Here is a 16,081-nt window from a genome sequence, read left to right as displayed (position 1 = left end):
TTTCCGTCTGTCTGGGCCGCGGGATCACGCCGGGCGACCGGTATCCTCGGAAACAACAGGAAGATGAAGGCTGAATTCCGTACAGCCGGAACGGCTTTCCACCTCAATCACCCCGCCATGATCATTGATGATCTTTCCTGCCAGTGCGAGCCCCAGACCCGACCCCGAAACCTTGGTCGTCAGGAAAGGCTCGAACAGATGAGGGCGCACGGCCTCAGGGATGCCGGGCCCGGTATCCCGAACCGTCACGACCAGAGGCAGATGATGTTTTCTGCCGGAACCGGGCACGGCAAGGCGCAGGCCGGGACGGTAGGCCGTCAGCAGCGTGATCTCCCCCTCTCCCTGCCCGCCTTCTCCGCGGATCGCCTCGGCTGCATTCTTGATCAGATTGAGCAGAACCTGGATCAGCTCATCCCGGTTGCCCCACACGGGCGGAAGCGACGGATCATACCGCTCCGTGATCGTAAGCCCCCGGGCGAATCCCTTCTCCGCCAGAAGCCGCACATGTTCGAGAACCTTATGGATGTTCACGGGACGCCGCCCGACCGGCTTTTCTCCGAACATCTCCATCCGCTCGACCAGAGCACGGATGCGGTCTGCCTCGTCCCGGATCAGAACGGCCAGCTCCCTGTCCTCAGGCGGCACGGATGCTTCCAGAAGCTGCGCCGCGCCACGGATGCCGGAAAGCGGATTCTTGACCTCATGCGCCAGAAGCTCCGCCATGCCGGACACGCTGCGGGCTGCGGAGCGGAATGCCAGATGCCGGTCCAGCGTCCGCGCCGCCTTCTCGCTGCTGAAGGACAGAACAACCTGACCGGGCCGCTCCGGAACGGGCGTGCCCAGAACCGTGACCCCTTCATGATGGAAGCGCGGAGAGGTGAACATCACCCCGTGCTCCGCCATCCCGCCGCCGGAGGAACGCACGTGCTCAAGAAGAAGGAACAGCGGATGATCGGCAGGCACGAGTTCCTTCAGGGACCGCCCCCTGATGAGGGTGCGCGACCGGGCGAAGAAATTCTCCGCCGCGTGATTGACGACGCGGATACGGTCCCTGCCATCGACCAGCACAACCGGCGCAGGCAGATTCTCAAGCACCAGTTCGCTGTCTGTTTCGGTTCCCGTCACTTTTCTTACACGCTCACAGACAGGAGCACTCATGCGTCACACAGGGCGGACTGAGGCACCGCGGAAACGGCGGCGGCATCCGCAGTCTGCCTGTCTGCCTCATGATGCGAACGGCGCGGCTCACGTACCGCTCCTGCCCCAATCTGCCGCTCGTAGAACGCATCAACCGCCGTCATCACATCCTCCGCCCGGTCCATGCGGTTGACCGCGGAACGGAAGCCCGCAGAATCCGGGAGCCCCGCCGAATACCAAGACACATGCTTGCGGGCGAGACGCATGCCCGGCCCCTCACCGAAATGCGCCAGCATCATGCCGTAATGCTCCCGCACGATGGCGTGTTCCTGCGCCAGGGTCGGATCGGGCACGTCAACGCCGCTGAGCAGGGACTGCGCGACCTGCGCCGGAAACCACGGCCGCCCGTAGCAGCCGCGACCGATCATCACCCCGTCCGCTCCGGACAGACGCAGCGCCGTCCGCGCATCATCCACCGTCAGAATGTCTCCGTTGACGATCACCGGGATCCCCACGGCCCGCTTCACCTGAGACACGAAGGCCCAGTCGGCGATGCCGTTATAGAACTGCTGCCTCGTGCGCCCGTGCACGGTCACCATCCGGATCCCCGCATCCTCCGCGATCCGTGCAAGGACGGGCGCGTTGAGGTGATCATGATCCCAGCCCATCCGCATCTTCAGCGTGACAGGCACGTCAACGGCCCGCACGACCGCCGACAGGAGACGCCCGGCCATGGCCTCGTCCCGCATGAGAGCGGACCCGGCCATCTGCCCGACCGCCACCTTCTTCACCGGACAGCCGAAATTGATATCGATGATGCCGGCCCCCTTGCCGACCGCGATCCGCGCCGCCTCTCCCATCGCGTCCGGATCACATCCGGCAAGCTGCACGGAATTCGGCCCTTCCGTATCCGCAACCTCGGCCATACGGAGCGTGCTCTCGTTTTCCCTGATCATGGCCCAGGACGCGATCATCTCCGACACCACCAGCCCCGCGCCCAGACGACGCGCGAGACGACGAAATGGCAGATCCGTCACTCCGGCCATCGGCGCCAGAATCACCGGACGCTCAATCACGACGCCGCCAAGATCAATCGGGGCCAGCAGCATACAGGATGCTCTTTCTTTACACATATTGCACAGGATTTAGCCAGTATAAGGCCAAAATCCGTGCAGCGCAATTCAGAACCCGCAACCGGTAGGTCCGCTCAGGCTTCTCCCGGTTCCGTCATATCATGCGAGATCCGCAGCGGCTCCGCACTCTCCGGCAGCGGAGCAGGTTCCGGAACGGGCAGTGCCTTTTCCGCTGCTTCCAGCCGGTTTTGAAGCGCTGACAGCCCCGTGAGAATATTCGGGTAATCCTCAATGATCTGACGAAATTTCTCGGCGCGGATCATCAGGATATGCCCGAACTGCACCATCCGCACGGTGGCAGGCATCGGACGCCCTTCCATCACCTCGATCGCCCCGACGACATCCCCGGCTCCGAAAAGGATTTCCTGATCCGTGATATGCATCTCCGCCAGACCGGCGCTGATGAAGGACACCCACCGCACCTTCTTGCCCCGGCGATACAGGCGCTGGCCCGGCGACGGGAAACACAGCGCGGAGGACATCGCCAGATCATGAAGGGCTGCCGCGGGCAGTTCCCTGAAAATCTCGGCCTCCCGCAGACGCTGCTCAATACTGTTCTTCAGGCTGAACTTCATCCGCTGGTTCAGGCGCTGGCGATGGCGCTCAACCTCCTTGACCAGCTCGCGGTGCAGTTCGTCGCTGATCATGGATTCGGAATGCATCGAATCGAACTCGACGCTTTCCAGCCGCAGCACGATCTGGCGGAAAATCCGCTCCTCCAGAGCCTCGGAATAGCCGGGATAATGCAGGCGGAGACTGGCCAGAACCTCATCCAGCATCTTGCGCTGACGCAGCAGGACCTCAGCCACGATATCGCTGATACGGGCTCCCATGGTGGGCTTCATCCGCTCGCGCATGAACCGCATCAGGGAGATTGAGACCAGATGCGTGACCATCAGCATCTCAAACCGTTCGGAAAGACACTCCATCAGCATCCGGTCATAGCCGAACCAGCGATGGATCAGTTCTGCTGCCTGGAATCTCAGGCTGGGCCGCAGGCGACGGCGGAGGGCGCGGACATAGCCGAACCGCCCCTCAAGACGCGCGCCGTCCACCATGGCTTCTGCCGTACGCAGCATGGTTTCCATCACGCGTCTGGTCAGACCCTGGATACGGAACAGGTCCAGCAGGATCGAGCGTTCCTGATTGGCAATCGTGATCAGTGCCAGCGTCACGCGCTGCCTGTCACCCAGCGCCGTGTCGATGGCGTTTGCGGACCCTTCCTCCTGTGCCCTGCGTCCCAGGGCCGAGATGACCGAGCGCGTCGCATCGGAGGAAAATCCAAGCTCCTCCGAGGTTTCCTTCGCCCGCTCCCGCACCTGGTTGAGTGCGATCGTCAGCACCTGATGACGCATGGCCTGATCGATCGGAGACAGCTGATCCAGGCGGAAAAACAGCACCAGAGACCGCAGGGTCGTGCCATTCACCAGCAGCGTGATCAGCACGAAACCGGTGGCGATGATACCGATAAAATGCGCGACGGGTGTTGAGACCCTGGAGTTCTCGGTCACGGAAAGGGCCAGGGCCAGCGTGATCGCACCGCGCAGTCCGCCCCAGACCATCGTCGCCTTGTAGGGCATCGGAACCGGAGGAGCGAGGCGCGTCAGGCTGAGCAGCGGCAGCAGTCCGAACACGACGGCCGCACGCGCGATAAGGCCTGCTGCAGTGGCGATCAGAACCAGCACCATGTCCCATTTGGTCACGCCCAGAAGCAGCTTGGGCACGAGCATGGACGCCATGACGAACACGAGAGAGCCGGCCCAGAAGACAAGCTGCTGCCACAGCTCGTTCAGGAAGCGCCATGTCTGCGGGCGGAAAGTGGACGGACCGTAGACCGACATGGTCAGACCTGCGGCAGCCGTTGCCACCACGCCGGAAACGCCGATCACCTCATCGCAGATGATGTAGGTGATGTAGGGCAGCGCCACGGTCAGCGTTGTCTCCGCTGCGGGCGCATTACCCAGTGCCGCAATCATATAAAGCATCAGCCGGGCGAAAATGATGCCGATGATGATGGCTCCGCCGAAGGAGATAAAGAACCCGAGTGCTGCGAACCCGACATGAATCTGATGGTGTGAGGTGACCGCATCCAGCAGGATGGAGAAGATCGCGATGGCGGCCGCGTCGTTCAGCAGTGCCTCCCCTTCCACCAGCCGCGTCAGACGCTCCGCCGCGCCGATATCGCGGAAGATGCCCGCAACCGCGGACGGGTCCGTGGTTGCCACGATCGCCCCGAGCAGCAGGCAGACGATCAGCGGCATGGTGGAGAACGGGAACACCGCAAGTCCGATCGTCGCGGTGGAGACAACGACCGCGACAACGGCAAGCAGGAGGACCGTTGCGGCGTCGTCTGCAAGACGGCGCACGTCGATGGCCAGCGCCCCCTGGAACACAAGGACAGGCAGGAAGACCAGAAGGAAGACCTCAGCGCTTACGGGAAGATCCCGGAAGGTTTCGGCCATGCCGCTGAGCGCGGTTGCCGCCGCTCCGTTGAGCAGTTCCCCGTTGGCACTCGGCGCGGGAATATGCGTAAGGACCAGGTCTGTTCCGACACCGATAATAATTCCGACCACCGCCAGAAGCACGGTTTCGGACACTTCCAGACGGCGCGCCACCGGCTGCACCGCACTCACCACCACCAGCAGCAGCGCCGTCGCCAGAAGCACGGCCGCGAGCCCTGTCACCTCCATATGTTCTGTCTCTTCCCTGCTCCTGACCACCCGGGCCGGTTTATTATCAGTTCTGTAATTTACTCACCCGGGGCCGTTCAGTTCCCCGAAAAAACGGCCTTCGGGCATTATCGGCCTGAAGTGCGTCGTTCTCCCGTTATTACCCGGGTAATAATAGGAAAAACGACGCGCTGTTTTTGTGATTATCCGGAAAAACTTACTGAGCGATTGTTCCTGCGCTCCGGGCGGGCTGAATCTGCTGTCCGGGGTAGTAGACCGGGCCGCGGTAGTTCGTGCCTTCCTGGGCTGCGTTCAGGCGCTCCGTGGCCGGGTCCGCGGGGAGGTCCTTTACCACGGGAAGGGCTGTCTGACGGGCAGAGACCGGTGCGGCAACGACGGCGGCGCTCGCGGGCTGAACCTTCTGGCCGGGGTAGTAGACCGGGCCGCGATAGTTCGCGCCTTCCTGGGCTGCGTTCAGGCGTTCCGTCGCCGGGTCCGGTCCGGTGGCCTGTTCAGGCGACGGGGTGGAGGGTGTTGTACGATTCGAGGCCGCAACAGCGGGGAATGCGGAGGCCACCGCCAGGAAAGACAGGCCTGACAGCCATATCCGGCCTGTCATCCGGCCATTCACTGACATTTTCATCCGCGTTCTCCGTCTCTGTCGCCGCTGTTTTGAGGCAGGATAAGCTGCTGGCTATCAGACGCAACACTCCGGCTGCTGTTTCTTGCGCGCGCGTCTGGCATCATGCCTGTACTTGGGCTAGGGTCCGGTCCCTGTTTCCTGATTTTTCAGTTTTCCGGGCCTATGTCTGACCCTTCTTCCCTGCGCGGCGACAAGCCGAACCTTACACCAGATGCCGAAGCCGCGCGTCAGCAGCGTCTGGAGAAAGAGGCGGCGGCGCTGCGTGCCAATCTGCTTCGTCGCAAGGCTCAGGCTCGTGCGCGGGCTGAGACTGGCTCGGGGGATGCGGGCGATGCGAACGAGAGGAAAGACCCTTCATGCCGATAATGCCCGACACGTGGATCCGTGAACGTGCGCTCCGGGACGGAATGATCGAGCCGTTTGTGGAAAATCAGAAGCGTGACGGTGTTATTTCCTATGGGCTGTCTTCCTATGGCTATGATGCGCGCGTGGCGGATGAGTTCCGTATCTTTACCGATGTGAACAATGCCATTGTTGATCCGAAGGCCTTTACGGAGGACAGTTTCGTCTCCCGCAAAGCGGATGTGTGCATCATTCCGCCGAACAGTTTCGTGCTGGCCCATACGATTGAGTATTTCCGTATTCCCCGGGATACGCTGGTTGTCTGTCTTGGCAAATCAACCTATGCGCGCTGCGGCATCATTGTGAACGTGACGCCGCTGGAGCCCGAATGGGAGGGCCAGGTGACGATCGAGATCAGCAACACCACGCCTCTTCCGGCGCGGATCTATGCCAATGAGGGGATCTGTCAGTTCCTGTTTTTCCAGGGCGCGTCGCCCTGTGAGATCAGCTATGCCGACCGGGCCGGTAAATATATGCGTCAGGCGGGCGTCACCACGCCACGTCTTTAGAATTCCTTTTCTCCGGATACTGACCAGGAGTTATCAGCAGTCATGGATCGTTTCATCATTCGCGGCGGCCGCCCTCTGCGTGGCGAGATCGCTATCGGCGGTGCGAAAAATTCCGGGCTGAAGCTGATGGTTGCCGGGCTTCTGACGGAAGAGCGGCTGGTTCTGACCAATGTGCCGCGGATTGCGGACATGGACACGATGCGGGCCCTGCTGCTGCAGCATGGCGTTGCCGTGGAGGATGTGAAGGGGGATGGCGGAACGCTGTCCATTGGCGGCAGCATCACCGGGACCGAGGCTCCTTATGACATCGTGTCGAGGATGCGGGCCTCCATTCTGGTGCTTGGTCCGCTGCTTGCCCGCTGTGGCGAGGCGCGGGTGTCGCTGCCTGGCGGGTGCGCGATCGGGACACGTCCGGTTGATCTGCATCTGAAGGGTCTGGAGGGTCTGGGGGCGCAGATCCGGCTTGAGGGCGGCTATATTCATGCGACGGCTCCGAAGGGGCTGACGGGCGACCGGATCGTCCTGCCGTTTGCCTCTGTGGGGGCGACAGAAAATCTTCTGATGGCCGCGACGCTGGCCAAGGGGCGAACGGAGATCGTCAATGCGGCGCGGGAGCCGGAGATTTCCGATCTGGTGGAGTGTCTGAACCGTATGGGTGCCCGGATTTCCGGAGCCGGAACCGGAACGCTGGTGATTGACGGCGTCGAGGCTCTGCACGGTGCGGAGCATCGGATCATGCCGGACCGTATCGAATGCGGTACCTATGCCTGTGCGGCGGGGATCACGGGGGGTGATCTCTATCTGCGCGGCGGTCGGGTGGATGATCTGGGGGCCGTGGTTCGCACGCTGGAGGAGGCCGGGGTTGAGGTCACGTCCGACGCGGAAGGCATCCGGGTGCGCCGGACGGGCGCGCTGCGCGGTGTTGATATCATGACCGAGCCTTATCCCGGTTTTCCTACGGACATGCAGGCGCAGTTCATGGCGCTGCTTTCCGTGGCCGAGGGGGCGTCGATGGTGACGGAGACGATTTTCGAAAACCGTTTCATGCATGTTCCCGAGCTGAACCGTATGGGCGCGCGGATCAATGTTCACGGGTCTTCCGCGATCATACGCGGGGTGCATGGTCTGTCCGGTGCGCCTGTGATGGCGACGGATCTGCGGGCTTCCTTCTCCCTGATTCTTGCCGGGCTTGCCGCGCACGGGGAGACGATCCTCAGCCGCGTGTATCACCTGGACCGGGGATATGAGGCTGTGGAGAAGAAGCTTTCGGCCTGTGGTGCGCTGATTGAGCGTGTGCGGGAGTAGCCTGAGGAGCGGGGTTCGGGCCTGATCGCCGGTTATTCAGCCGAAAGTCCGGGTTCGGGGGCTGGCTGAAGGCAGTCCTGCGGGATCAGGTCCAGGTCGTTCTGCAGTTTTTCCTCTGCTTTCTGCCGGGATTCCGGGCTGAGGGCGTTGAATGATGCGGGATGAGCGGTGAGGATCAGCCGGGAGCCGTCCGGCAGAGGAATGAACTGCCCGCGTTCCCGTTCCAGGGAGGGCGTGCGGCCGAGGATGGCGCGGCCTGCACGGGGGCCGAGTGCGAGGATGATGTCCGGGCGGATGATCCGGCGTTCTGCATTCAGCCATCGGCGGCAGATATCGGTTTCTCTGGCATCGGCGGGTTTTGGCAGGCGGAAATTGCCGTTCTGTGTGAATTTGAAGTGTTTTATGGCGTAGGTGATGCGGCTGTGCGGGAACAGTCGGCTGCGTATCTGCGCGGCATGTCCGGTCTGGGGTGATCCCTGACTGAGTTCTGCTTCTCCGGGCTGCTCATCGACGATCAGCAGACGGGCTTTTTCCGGCCCCTGCCCTGCGACGGCGGCGGTGCCGTTGCAGCCGATCGGGCAGGCGCGGCAGGTGGCGATGCCTGCCGCGATCTCCTGCAGTGTTTCGGGGGGCGGTCCGGGGAACGGGTCTGCGCCTGTCTCCACCATTGCGGCCTCACGCGCCTGGGCACCGGCGATCAGTTCCGGGATCAGACGGGCTTCGGGGAGATTTTTCCAGTAACGACGGGGCATTTCCCTGACCATCATGGAAATCTTGAGGCGTGCCGGATTGAAGATCGATGCGTAGTATCGCTGCCACAGTTCTTCGGTTGCGTCTTCTGCAGGAGCGTCTGATTTCCGGGCTCCGGCTGTTTCGCTGAGTTCGGTTCCGTTCCAGTGCAGGCAGAGATCCGGCGTCAGGATCGACCAGTTCTGGCTGGCGAAGCGGTTTATGAAAAAGCTGCTGTTGGCTCTGACGATATGATGATCCGGTTCGAACCATGCGATGTAGCGTTCCTCTCCGTCCGGCGTTCCGATATGGCGGAAGCGGACGAAGGCGCGCATTTTGTGGATATCGCGGCGGACCTGTCCGGCCATGATCATGAGCCGGTGGACGTCCGGATCACCCCGGTTTTCCATGAGATGTGGGGCGCCCTGCAACCGCCACAGCAGGCGATATAATGCGGGGAAGCGGGCTCTGTCCCTGTGCAGCAGGACGCTTCCGGCGAGGTGCAGGAAGGCCCGGCTGGCTCTGACGGTTCTTCGGGCGGGCGGGATATCCGTTGTTTCGCAATATGTTCCGAACAGGTCTGTGGCGGTTTCGTCTGTTTCCGTCCACCGGATCATCCCGGGCGGGATTTCTGCTGCGGCCAGGCGTCTTGCCTTGTCGCGCCATTCCTGAGGATCATCCGGACAGGTGATGGTGACGGTGTGCAGCCTGTCGTGCCGGGGCTCTTCGGGGGTCATGTGAACAGTTCCGTCTGGACCGACTGGGGTGTGAGGCGTTTTTTCAGGTCGATCCTGTCTGTCAGGAGGGTTGGTTTCCAGTTTGCAGTTATGACGAACGGGCGGATTTTTGCGATCGAACGTGTGAGACGGCTCAGATCGTCAAGGCGGAGGCGGTGGTGGCGTCTGGCCTGCAGGATGGCTCCGACGGCTTTTGTTCCGAGCCCGGGGACGCGGAGCAGCATGTCTTTCGGGGCCGCGTTGATATCGACGGGGAAGCTGTCTCTGTAGCGCAGGGCCCAGGCCAGTTTGGGGTCGATATCGAGTGGCAGCATTCCTGTGGCGTCTGTGGCGTTCTGCACGTCTGTGACGGAAAAGCCGTAGAAGCGGACGAGCCAGTCTGACTGATAAAGCCTGTGTTCGCGGATGAGCGGCGGGCGTTTCAGGGGGAGGACCGCGCTGGCCTCGGATATGGGGCTGAAGGCGGAATAATAGACGCGGCGGAGGCTGTAGCGGCTGTACAGTAGCCCTGCCCTGCCGATGATCTGGCTGTCATTTGCCGCGTCTGCTCCGACGATCATCTGGGTTGACTGTCCGCCCGGGGCGAAGCGTGGGGCGTGTCTGAAGCGTTTTCGTGCATCTTTTGCTTCTGTTATGACGTTTCCGATATGGGCGATGGCGTTTTCGATCCGGGTGCCGTTCTTGTCGGGCGCCAGTTCGGCCAGACCTTTTTCCGTGGGCAGTTCGACGTTGATGGAAACGCGGTCTGCCCAGCGGCCTGCGCGGGCGATCAGGTCCTGATCTGCCTCCGGGATGGTCTTGAGGTGGATATAGCCGCGGAAGCCGTGATCCTCGCGCAGGGAGCGGGCGACTTCCGTCATCTGCTCCATTGTGTGGTCTGAGGATTTTATGATTCCGGAAGAGAGGAATAGCCCTTCGATGTAGTTGCGTCTGTAGAAGCTCAGCGTCAGATCCACGACCTCTTCGGGTGTAAATTTTGCGCGTCTGACGTTGGAGCTTTTGCGATTTACGCAGTAATGGCAGTCGAAGATGCAGTGGTTTGTCAGCAGGATTTTCAGCAGCGAGATGCAGCGGCCGTCCGGGGCATAGGCGTGGCAGATGCCTGAGCCCTGGGTCGAGCCTATGCCTTTGCCGTCGCGGCTGTGTCTTTTGTCCGTGCCTGAGGATGCGCAGGAGGCGTCGTATTTTGCGGCGTCTGCCAGAATCTCCAAGCGTTCGGTGATACTGAGGGATGACATTTGTTCATATTATGTTCTTTTTTTATGGCGTGCAACGGGTGGCTTTGGTGCTGCTGGCAGTTCGTGCGGGTGTGGCAGTGGATATGGAAGATTGTTGGTTGTGAGCGCGACTGCTTGCGCCTTCATATAGGACATATGGCATGGCCAATCAGATTTCGAGTAGAGGATATTAACCAACTGGCATCAATGTAGTGTCACAATCACTATATTTTAATATTTTTTAAATTACATGTGCATATATATTATAGAATATTCCATGATTTTTCTATATTTATGTAAAAAATACGATTGTCTATGTTATAATAAGAATATTGTGTAGATAATATTCCGTTAAATTTTCATCGAGTATGAGTATTCTCAAATGAAATTACCGAATCTTTGAACTGATATAGAAAATCTGAAATGCACTTATGCAAATCATGCGCTTTTCCATCAAGTATTACTGAAAATTTACGGTCGTCATTAGGATCAGATATCCGAAGATTTTCTCCTCCGCCGACGAACCTGTGTCCATTTGATCCTACGTTTATCGTAGCAGCTGGCACAAACTCCGAATGACCAATGCGATCTCTGAGAGACTGTCCCCGTTCTGTTCCAATGACAAATGAGAATTTTTCTATGTGCTTCTCGTAGACGGCCATGAGGGCTTCAGCAACAGAACGTGGCTGGGCTCTTTCTAAAGTTTTTTTGAATTTTTTATAAGAATTTTGCGATTGTTTGAAATAAGTTGAAAATCCCCAAGATAGATAATCCAAACAACGACGGTATGCTATTACAAACGCGTGATATTCAAAATCAAGCTGCCGCATATTTCCAAAAGCAGCGATTTGATTTGGATTAAATTGACTCGAAAAATCATATTTTGATAAAATGGTATCGACGGATGCCTCGATTTCTTTAATTCTCATCAAGTGATAGCATACAGCTGAATATGCCGAACGTACTCCATGAGTAACTGTCATAAATCTCGGATAGAGTGTTTGTTCTGTTTTTGTTTCTGAACGCCATTCGGATATAAATTGAGGTCGCGTATTTATCCATCTAACGAAATCTACAAAAGGGCGGGCCCCTTCTTCGGATATTTCAAAACCTGCAGTATCATATATTTCAATACTCGCGTCGGATATTTGATCTCCAAAAATAGGGCGCATATTATTATATAGCGCCCGCTGAAATTCTAAATCTGCCGGGTCAGTCTCCATTGTCATGAAATTTACTCCTTGATAATCTCGATTATAAAGTCTGTTTTTCTATAATATTTTCAAGAGCAGACCTTCCGCTTTCCTCCCCCGATCTACCGGAGTCCCGGAAGTCTCATCCTGTGATACGGCCTGAGGAAACTTTCCTGCCTCTTTCCGGATTATTACACCGGCTGCGTGCGGACCTTTCCGGGTGATTTTCCGTGCTGCGGGCTGTCATGACAGGAGTTTTCTATGACTGATGCGGCGGGGTCCGAGTCTCTTTTTCTTGATGAGGGGGAGCAGCGGCAGGCTGAGGAGCGTGCGGCTCCGGGACCACTGGTTATTTATGAGATTGTCCGGGAGCAGGGGCTGGAGGAGCTGAAGCGTCCGACGGGAAGTCTGGCGTGGTCCGGGCTTGCTGCGGGTCTGTCGATCGGGTTTTCGTTTCTGACGGAGTCGTCCATTTCCGCGGGGCTGCCTGATGCGCCCTGGGCGCGTCTTCTGGCGGCTCCGGGCTACAGCATCGGGTTTCTGATTGTGGTTCTGGGGCAGCAGCAGCTGTTTACGGAGACCACGCTGACGGCTCTGATTCCTGTTCTGACGCCTGGCGGCCGTAGCCGTCTGGCGGATACGGCGCGGGTGTGGTCCGTGGTTCTTGCGGCTAATATTCTGGGGACGTTTCTTCTGGCGGCTCTTCTGGCGATCGGCACGCCGGGGGATGAGGCTTTGCGGGAAGCGATGGTCAAGCTGGCGTCTCATGTGATCTCGCAGCCGTTTTTCGCGACCTGTGAGCAGGCGGCGTTTGCCGGCTGGCTGATTGCCCTGATGGTGTGGATGCTGCCTGCGGCGCACACGGCGCGGGCGGCGGTGATCATCATTCTGACGAGTGTGGTTGCGATGTGTCAGTTGCCGCATGCGATCGCCGGGTCGGCTGAGGCGGCTTATCTGGTGTTTACCGGTCATGCGTCCATGATGGATTACCTGACGCGGTTCTTTGCGCCGACGCTTCTGGGTAATTGCATTGGTGGTATTGCGCTGGTGGCGATTCTGAATCACGCGCAGGTGGCCGGGCAGTTGATTCTGCGTCAGCGCCGGTGGCGTCGGGGCCGGTAGGAAGCCGGACTGAGGGGCCTGCCGCACTGCGGAGTGCGGCAGGTTTTCTGCTTTTATGTTCTGAGGACTTCCGCGGCCTCGCGCACGACATCCCTGAGGGCTCCGGGGCCGAAGGGGGATTTCAGGTTCCCTTCCCGGACGAGTTCCGTAAAGGGCGCTGATCCGCCGAGGGCGCAGAGTCTGTCGTAATCCCTGATCGTTCCGGCCTCATCCTTTCCGGAGCGGAGCCAGAGCTGCATGGCGCAGGCCAGGGCGAGCGTGTAGTCGATGTAATAGAAGGGCGAGCTGAAGATATGGCCCTGTGCCTGCCAGCGTCCGCCTTTTGCGGGATATGCGAGGTCTCCGTAGTCCCGCCACGGGAGGTAGTGCTTTTCGAGGCGTTTCCAGGTTGCGTGGCGTTCGGCCGGTGTCATGTCGGGGTTTGCGTAGATTTCGTGCTGGAAGTGATCCACGCAGACGCCGTATGGCAGGAATGAGAGCGACTGGATCAGATGCATCCGGCGGAAGCGGTCTGCCGCGCCGTCCTCGACCAGGAGGTCGATATAGGGCCAAGTCAGGAATTCCAGCCCCATCGAGTTGATTTCCGCGGCTTCCATTGTCGGCCACAGCAGGTCGATGCCCGGGAGATTGCGGCTTTCCCAGTTCTGCCAGGCGTGGCCCATCTCGTGTGTGAACACGTTGATGTCGTGGGCCGTGCCGTTGAAATTTGCGAAGATGAAGGGGACACCGACGGCGGGGAATGCGGTGCAGAAGCCGCCTCCGGCCTTGCTTTCCCGGTTTTTCAGATCAAGATAGCCGCCCTCGTTCATCATGCGGTAGAACGCCGGGAGGCCGCCGCCCATGCGGTCGAACATATCCTGCGCGCGGCTGACGAGCAGGTCGTGATCACCTGCCGGTTTCGGGTTGCCGAGCGGGTCGATGAAGCCTTCATCCCAGCTCCGGACCGTGTCCCAGCCCATGTCCTTCTGTCTGTCCCGGAGCAGAGCTGCGACGAGCGGCGTGACGTGTTCCGCCACCTGGTCCCGGAAGCGGGCCACGTCTTCGGGACCGTAATCCACGCGGCGCATCCGCTGATATCCCAGCGGGGTGTAGGTTTCGTGCCCGAGGGTGCGGGCCATCTCGTGGCGGAGGCGGACCAGCCGGTCATAGATGCGGTCCAGTGCGTCTCCGTTCTTCTCGAAAAAGACCCAGCGGCCCTGTTCGGCTTCGTGACGGATGGCTCTGTCCGGGTTTTCCTGCCAGGGGGCGAGGCCGGAGAGATTGACTGTCTCGCCCTGGACCGTGATCCGGGCTGAGGCAAGGAGCGAGGTGTATTCCGCGGCAAGGCGCGATTCCTCGACGAGCATCTCCTCGATGCGTTCGTCGAAGGTGGCGATATCGCATTCCCACAGGCGGAGCATGTGCGCGCCGGTGAGTGCGGTCAGTCCGGCGCGGTCCGGGTCAGCCAGGAAGCGCTTCTTGATCCGGACTTCATGTGCCGTGGCCTTGGGGGCGATCTGGTCTGCGTAGTCCCGGTCTGCGATGGCCTGTGCGGAACCTGTATCCTGCGAGAAGCGGAGATGGGCCAGCGAGGCCCAGCTGTCGATCTCCCGCCGGACCTGGTCGAAGCGGTTCAGGGCGTCCTTGCGGTTGCCGGCATCGAGCAGGGCGTCCACGGCTGCGAAGGCGGCGGTCATTCCGGCCTCATCAGGCCGGGGGAAGGACAGCGAGGAGAAAGACGGGGTCATGGGTCAGCCCGGATCCTTGACGTGGTTTTTTTTCTGGAAGCTGCGGATCTGTTTTTTCAGATTCCCGGCAGACGGTGCGGTGATCGTGTCCTGGTATGTTCCGCCGCTCCAGCGCCAGCGGTCCGAGCCGTCGACCATGATATCGTGCATGCCGTTATGCACGGTCGGGAGGATGGCGATCTCTCCGCTGACGGAATCGAGGACTTTCAGCCAGTCTCCGTTCTGGTTGAGATAGACATCCGTCGAGCAGCCTGCCGAGCCGCACAGCGAGGCGGACTGGAGCTGCACGAAGAGGCCGGTCTCACCCGCTTTTGCCGATATCTGCGCGGAGCCGATCAGGACGAGCGGTTCGTCGTGATGGCGGCGTGAGGTTGCGATATCGTCGGCGCTGAGCTTGCGTGCGACCTTGTCCAGTTCCGTTCCCGGCCGCTGTGTGAGCACCACGGGCTTTGCCGCGGAGGCGACCTTCGGGTGCACCTTGTGGTGCGACGAGTGTTTACTGCTGTGTTTCTTCACCGTTGCCAGGGCGTCCGGTGAGGACAGCGTGACTATGAGGCCGGCTGCCAGCGCGGCCGCGCCGGTTTTCTTCCAGGCTGAATTTTTAAAAAAAGAGCGCACGCGCGTCATACTCCGCTGCACAGAACTGGTTATGTGATGCATCATAGGCGGAGAATGGCCCGGAGCGAAATATGACTGATTCATCTCTGCCGTCGCCGGGTCTGTACCGGCATTATAAAGGTGGTTTCTACACGCTGATTTCCGTTGTCCGGCACAGCGAGACGGAGGAGCCTCTCGTTACCTATCGCAGTGAGGAAAAGGGAACGCTCTGGGCGCGTCCGCTGTCGATGTGGGTTGAGGAGGTGGACGGGCGTCCGAGATTCGCCCGTGTTTCCGGAGCGGAAACGGGTGTGACGCGTTTTTCTTCCGGTCTGATTACCCTGCACTGGCTGAGTGCGCCTTTAGTGATTGCGGTGATCATCCTCGGCTGGGTCGGGGCGACGATGCCTGATGCGAATCCCGGCGGCTTCACATCGCACCGCACCCTGATGATGTTTCACAAATCATTCGGGCTGCTGGTTCTGGCGTTTACCTTTGTCCGGATCGGCGTGCGGTTTTCCTCACCCCGGCCCTCTGCAAAGGACGGACCGGTTTTTTTTCCGGCGATTTCGGGGTTTGTGCATCTGCTGCTTTACGTCGTGCTGCTGGTGATGCCGCTGAGCGGCTATGTTCTTGCGGCCAACGGGAGGTCGCTGCGTCTGTTTGACGTGATTCCCCTGCCCTCTTTTTCAGGCAGTGATGCACTGGGAGATATGGCGAGGCAAGTGCATTCGACGGCTCAGTGGATGCTGTATCTGCTGCTGGCTCTGCATATCGGCGGCGCGGCCTGGCACGTGTTTTTCCGGAAAGACGGAAGGCTGATGCGTATTCTGCCTGCGCAGAAGAAAGCAGGCATTATTTCTGATCGGTATATCTGATCCTTGCCTACGGCGTGTCGTCAGTTAAGGGCTGCGCGTGTGCCGTGAGTGTTGTACTTTCCGGCTTCCTGTGCAGACTGTTT

General features: G+C 59.9%; 14 protein-coding genes. 5 read left to right on the top strand and 9 right to left on the bottom strand.

Going from position 1 to position 16,081, the window contains the following annotated elements; translation table 11 throughout:
• Positions 1–24: 24 nt before the first annotated feature.
• The 4 genes from LOC54_RS02955 to LOC54_RS02940 all read right to left on the bottom strand — a co-directional run bounded on the left by LOC54_RS02955 (position 25) and on the right by LOC54_RS02940 (position 5,582).
• On the bottom strand, positions 25–1,158 hold the full coding sequence (locus LOC54_RS02955; protein ID WP_279312337.1) for a nitrogen regulation protein NR(II): 1,134 nt from the start codon (positions 1,156–1,158) through the stop codon (positions 25–27).
• Positions 1,155–2,246: a tRNA dihydrouridine synthase DusB gene (gene dusB, locus LOC54_RS02950; RefSeq protein ID WP_279312336.1), complete on the bottom strand. Its 1,092-nt coding sequence runs from the start codon at positions 2,244–2,246 to the stop codon at positions 1,155–1,157. Before dusB ends, LOC54_RS02955 begins: the two co-directional genes overlap by 4 nt.
• Before the next feature lie 98 nt (positions 2,247–2,344).
• Positions 2,345–4,960 carry a cation:proton antiporter gene (locus tag LOC54_RS02945; protein ID WP_279312335.1) on the bottom strand — a complete coding sequence of 872 codons (2,616 nt, stop codon included), beginning with the start codon at positions 4,958–4,960 and terminating at the stop codon, positions 2,345–2,347.
• Positions 4,961–5,156: 196 nt separating this feature from the next.
• The gene (locus LOC54_RS02940) at positions 5,157–5,582 is read right to left on the bottom strand and encodes a hypothetical protein (RefSeq protein ID WP_279312334.1); all 426 of its coding nucleotides are present in this window, start codon (positions 5,580–5,582) and stop codon (positions 5,157–5,159) included.
• 162 nt (positions 5,583–5,744) lie between these two features.
• Between LOC54_RS02940 and LOC54_RS02935 the strand changes: the two genes are divergently transcribed.
• The 3 genes from LOC54_RS02935 to murA are packed head-to-tail and all read left to right on the top strand — an operon-like array spanning position 5,745 to position 7,798.
• Positions 5,745–5,948 carry a hypothetical protein gene (locus tag LOC54_RS02935; protein WP_279312333.1) on the top strand — a complete coding sequence of 68 codons (204 nt, stop codon included), beginning with the start codon at positions 5,745–5,747 and terminating at the stop codon, positions 5,946–5,948.
• On the top strand, positions 5,939–6,493 hold the full coding sequence (gene dcd / locus LOC54_RS02930) for a dCTP deaminase (protein WP_279312332.1): 555 nt from the start codon (positions 5,939–5,941) through the stop codon (positions 6,491–6,493). Before LOC54_RS02935 ends, dcd begins: the two co-directional genes overlap by 10 nt.
• A gap of 42 nt (positions 6,494–6,535) precedes the next feature.
• The gene (murA, locus tag LOC54_RS02925) at positions 6,536–7,798 is read left to right on the top strand and encodes a UDP-N-acetylglucosamine 1-carboxyvinyltransferase (protein ID WP_279312331.1); all 1,263 of its coding nucleotides are present in this window, start codon (positions 6,536–6,538) and stop codon (positions 7,796–7,798) included.
• Between the two features lie 32 nt (positions 7,799–7,830).
• On the opposite strand, the gene LOC54_RS02920 is transcribed toward murA, so the two are convergent.
• The 3 genes from LOC54_RS02920 to LOC54_RS02910 form a co-directional block, all read right to left on the bottom strand.
• Positions 7,831–9,264 carry a TIGR03915 family putative DNA repair protein gene (locus LOC54_RS02920; protein ID WP_279312330.1) on the bottom strand — a complete coding sequence of 478 codons (1,434 nt, stop codon included), beginning with the start codon at positions 9,262–9,264 and terminating at the stop codon, positions 7,831–7,833.
• Positions 9,261–10,502, bottom strand: a complete 1,242-nt coding sequence (locus tag LOC54_RS02915) for a putative DNA modification/repair radical SAM protein (RefSeq protein ID WP_279312329.1) — start codon at positions 10,500–10,502, stop codon at positions 9,261–9,263. Before LOC54_RS02915 ends, LOC54_RS02920 begins: the two co-directional genes overlap by 4 nt.
• Positions 10,503–10,840: 338 nt before the next feature.
• On the bottom strand, positions 10,841–11,710 hold the full coding sequence (locus tag LOC54_RS02910) for a hypothetical protein (RefSeq protein WP_279312328.1): 870 nt from the start codon (positions 11,708–11,710) through the stop codon (positions 10,841–10,843).
• 225 nt (positions 11,711–11,935) lie between these two features.
• Between LOC54_RS02910 and LOC54_RS02905 the strand changes: the two genes are divergently transcribed.
• Positions 11,936–12,796 (top strand): formate/nitrite transporter family protein, encoded by an 861-nt coding sequence (locus tag LOC54_RS02905; protein ID WP_279312327.1) that lies wholly within the window; start codon positions 11,936–11,938, stop codon positions 12,794–12,796.
• Between the two features lie 53 nt (positions 12,797–12,849).
• On the opposite strand, the gene LOC54_RS02900 is transcribed toward LOC54_RS02905, so the two are convergent.
• Together LOC54_RS02900 and LOC54_RS02895 are read right to left on the bottom strand one after the other, a co-directional pair.
• Complete coding sequence (locus LOC54_RS02900) at positions 12,850–14,523, bottom strand: M3 family oligoendopeptidase (RefSeq protein ID WP_279312326.1); 1,674 nt, start codon at positions 14,521–14,523, stop codon at positions 12,850–12,852.
• A gap of 3 nt (positions 14,524–14,526) precedes the next feature.
• Positions 14,527–15,141: a hypothetical protein gene (locus LOC54_RS02895; protein WP_408740281.1), complete on the bottom strand. Its 615-nt coding sequence runs from the start codon at positions 15,139–15,141 to the stop codon at positions 14,527–14,529.
• A 71-nt stretch (positions 15,142–15,212) separates the two neighbouring features.
• Between LOC54_RS02895 and LOC54_RS02890 the strand changes: the two genes are divergently transcribed.
• Entirely contained in the window at positions 15,213–15,998 is a 786-nt protein-coding gene (locus LOC54_RS02890) for a DUF1653 domain-containing protein (RefSeq protein ID WP_279312324.1), read from the top strand.
• The last annotated feature ends 83 nt before the right edge of the window (positions 15,999–16,081 follow it).

This window comes from Acetobacter sp. AN02, from assembly GCF_029759835.1.
Lineage (GTDB): Bacteria > Pseudomonadota > Alphaproteobacteria > Acetobacterales > Acetobacteraceae > Acetobacter.
Note: the sequence above shows the minus strand (reverse complement) of the source record. Positions and strands in the feature narration are given on the sequence as shown.

Excerpts from the sequence above, each read along its gene's own strand:
- LOC54_RS02955 (WP_279312337.1), bottom strand. The coding sequence starts at position 1,158 with ATGAGTGCTCCTGTCTGTGAGCGTGTAAGAAAAGTGACGGGAACCGAA.
- dusB (WP_279312336.1), bottom strand. The coding sequence starts at position 2,246 with ATGCTGCTGGCCCCGATTGATCTTGGCGGCGTCGTGATTGAGCGTCCG.
- LOC54_RS02945 (WP_279312335.1), bottom strand. The coding sequence starts at position 4,960 with ATGGAGGTGACAGGGCTCGCGGCCGTGCTTCTGGCGACGGCGCTGCTG.
- LOC54_RS02940 (WP_279312334.1), bottom strand. The coding sequence starts at position 5,582 with ATGAAAATGTCAGTGAATGGCCGGATGACAGGCCGGATATGGCTGTCA.
- LOC54_RS02935 (WP_279312333.1), top strand. The coding sequence starts at position 5,745 with ATGTCTGACCCTTCTTCCCTGCGCGGCGACAAGCCGAACCTTACACCA.
- dcd (WP_279312332.1), top strand. The coding sequence starts at position 5,939 with ATGCCGATAATGCCCGACACGTGGATCCGTGAACGTGCGCTCCGGGAC.
- murA (WP_279312331.1), top strand. The coding sequence starts at position 6,536 with ATGGATCGTTTCATCATTCGCGGCGGCCGCCCTCTGCGTGGCGAGATC.
- LOC54_RS02920 (WP_279312330.1), bottom strand. The coding sequence starts at position 9,264 with ATGACCCCCGAAGAGCCCCGGCACGACAGGCTGCACACCGTCACCATC.
- LOC54_RS02915 (WP_279312329.1), bottom strand. The coding sequence starts at position 10,502 with ATGTCATCCCTCAGTATCACCGAACGCTTGGAGATTCTGGCAGACGCC.
- LOC54_RS02910 (WP_279312328.1), bottom strand. The coding sequence starts at position 11,710 with ATGACAATGGAGACTGACCCGGCAGATTTAGAATTTCAGCGGGCGCTA.
- LOC54_RS02905 (WP_279312327.1), top strand. The coding sequence starts at position 11,936 with ATGACTGATGCGGCGGGGTCCGAGTCTCTTTTTCTTGATGAGGGGGAG.
- LOC54_RS02900 (WP_279312326.1), bottom strand. The coding sequence starts at position 14,523 with ATGACCCCGTCTTTCTCCTCGCTGTCCTTCCCCCGGCCTGATGAGGCC.
- LOC54_RS02890 (WP_279312324.1), top strand. The coding sequence starts at position 15,213 with ATGACTGATTCATCTCTGCCGTCGCCGGGTCTGTACCGGCATTATAAA.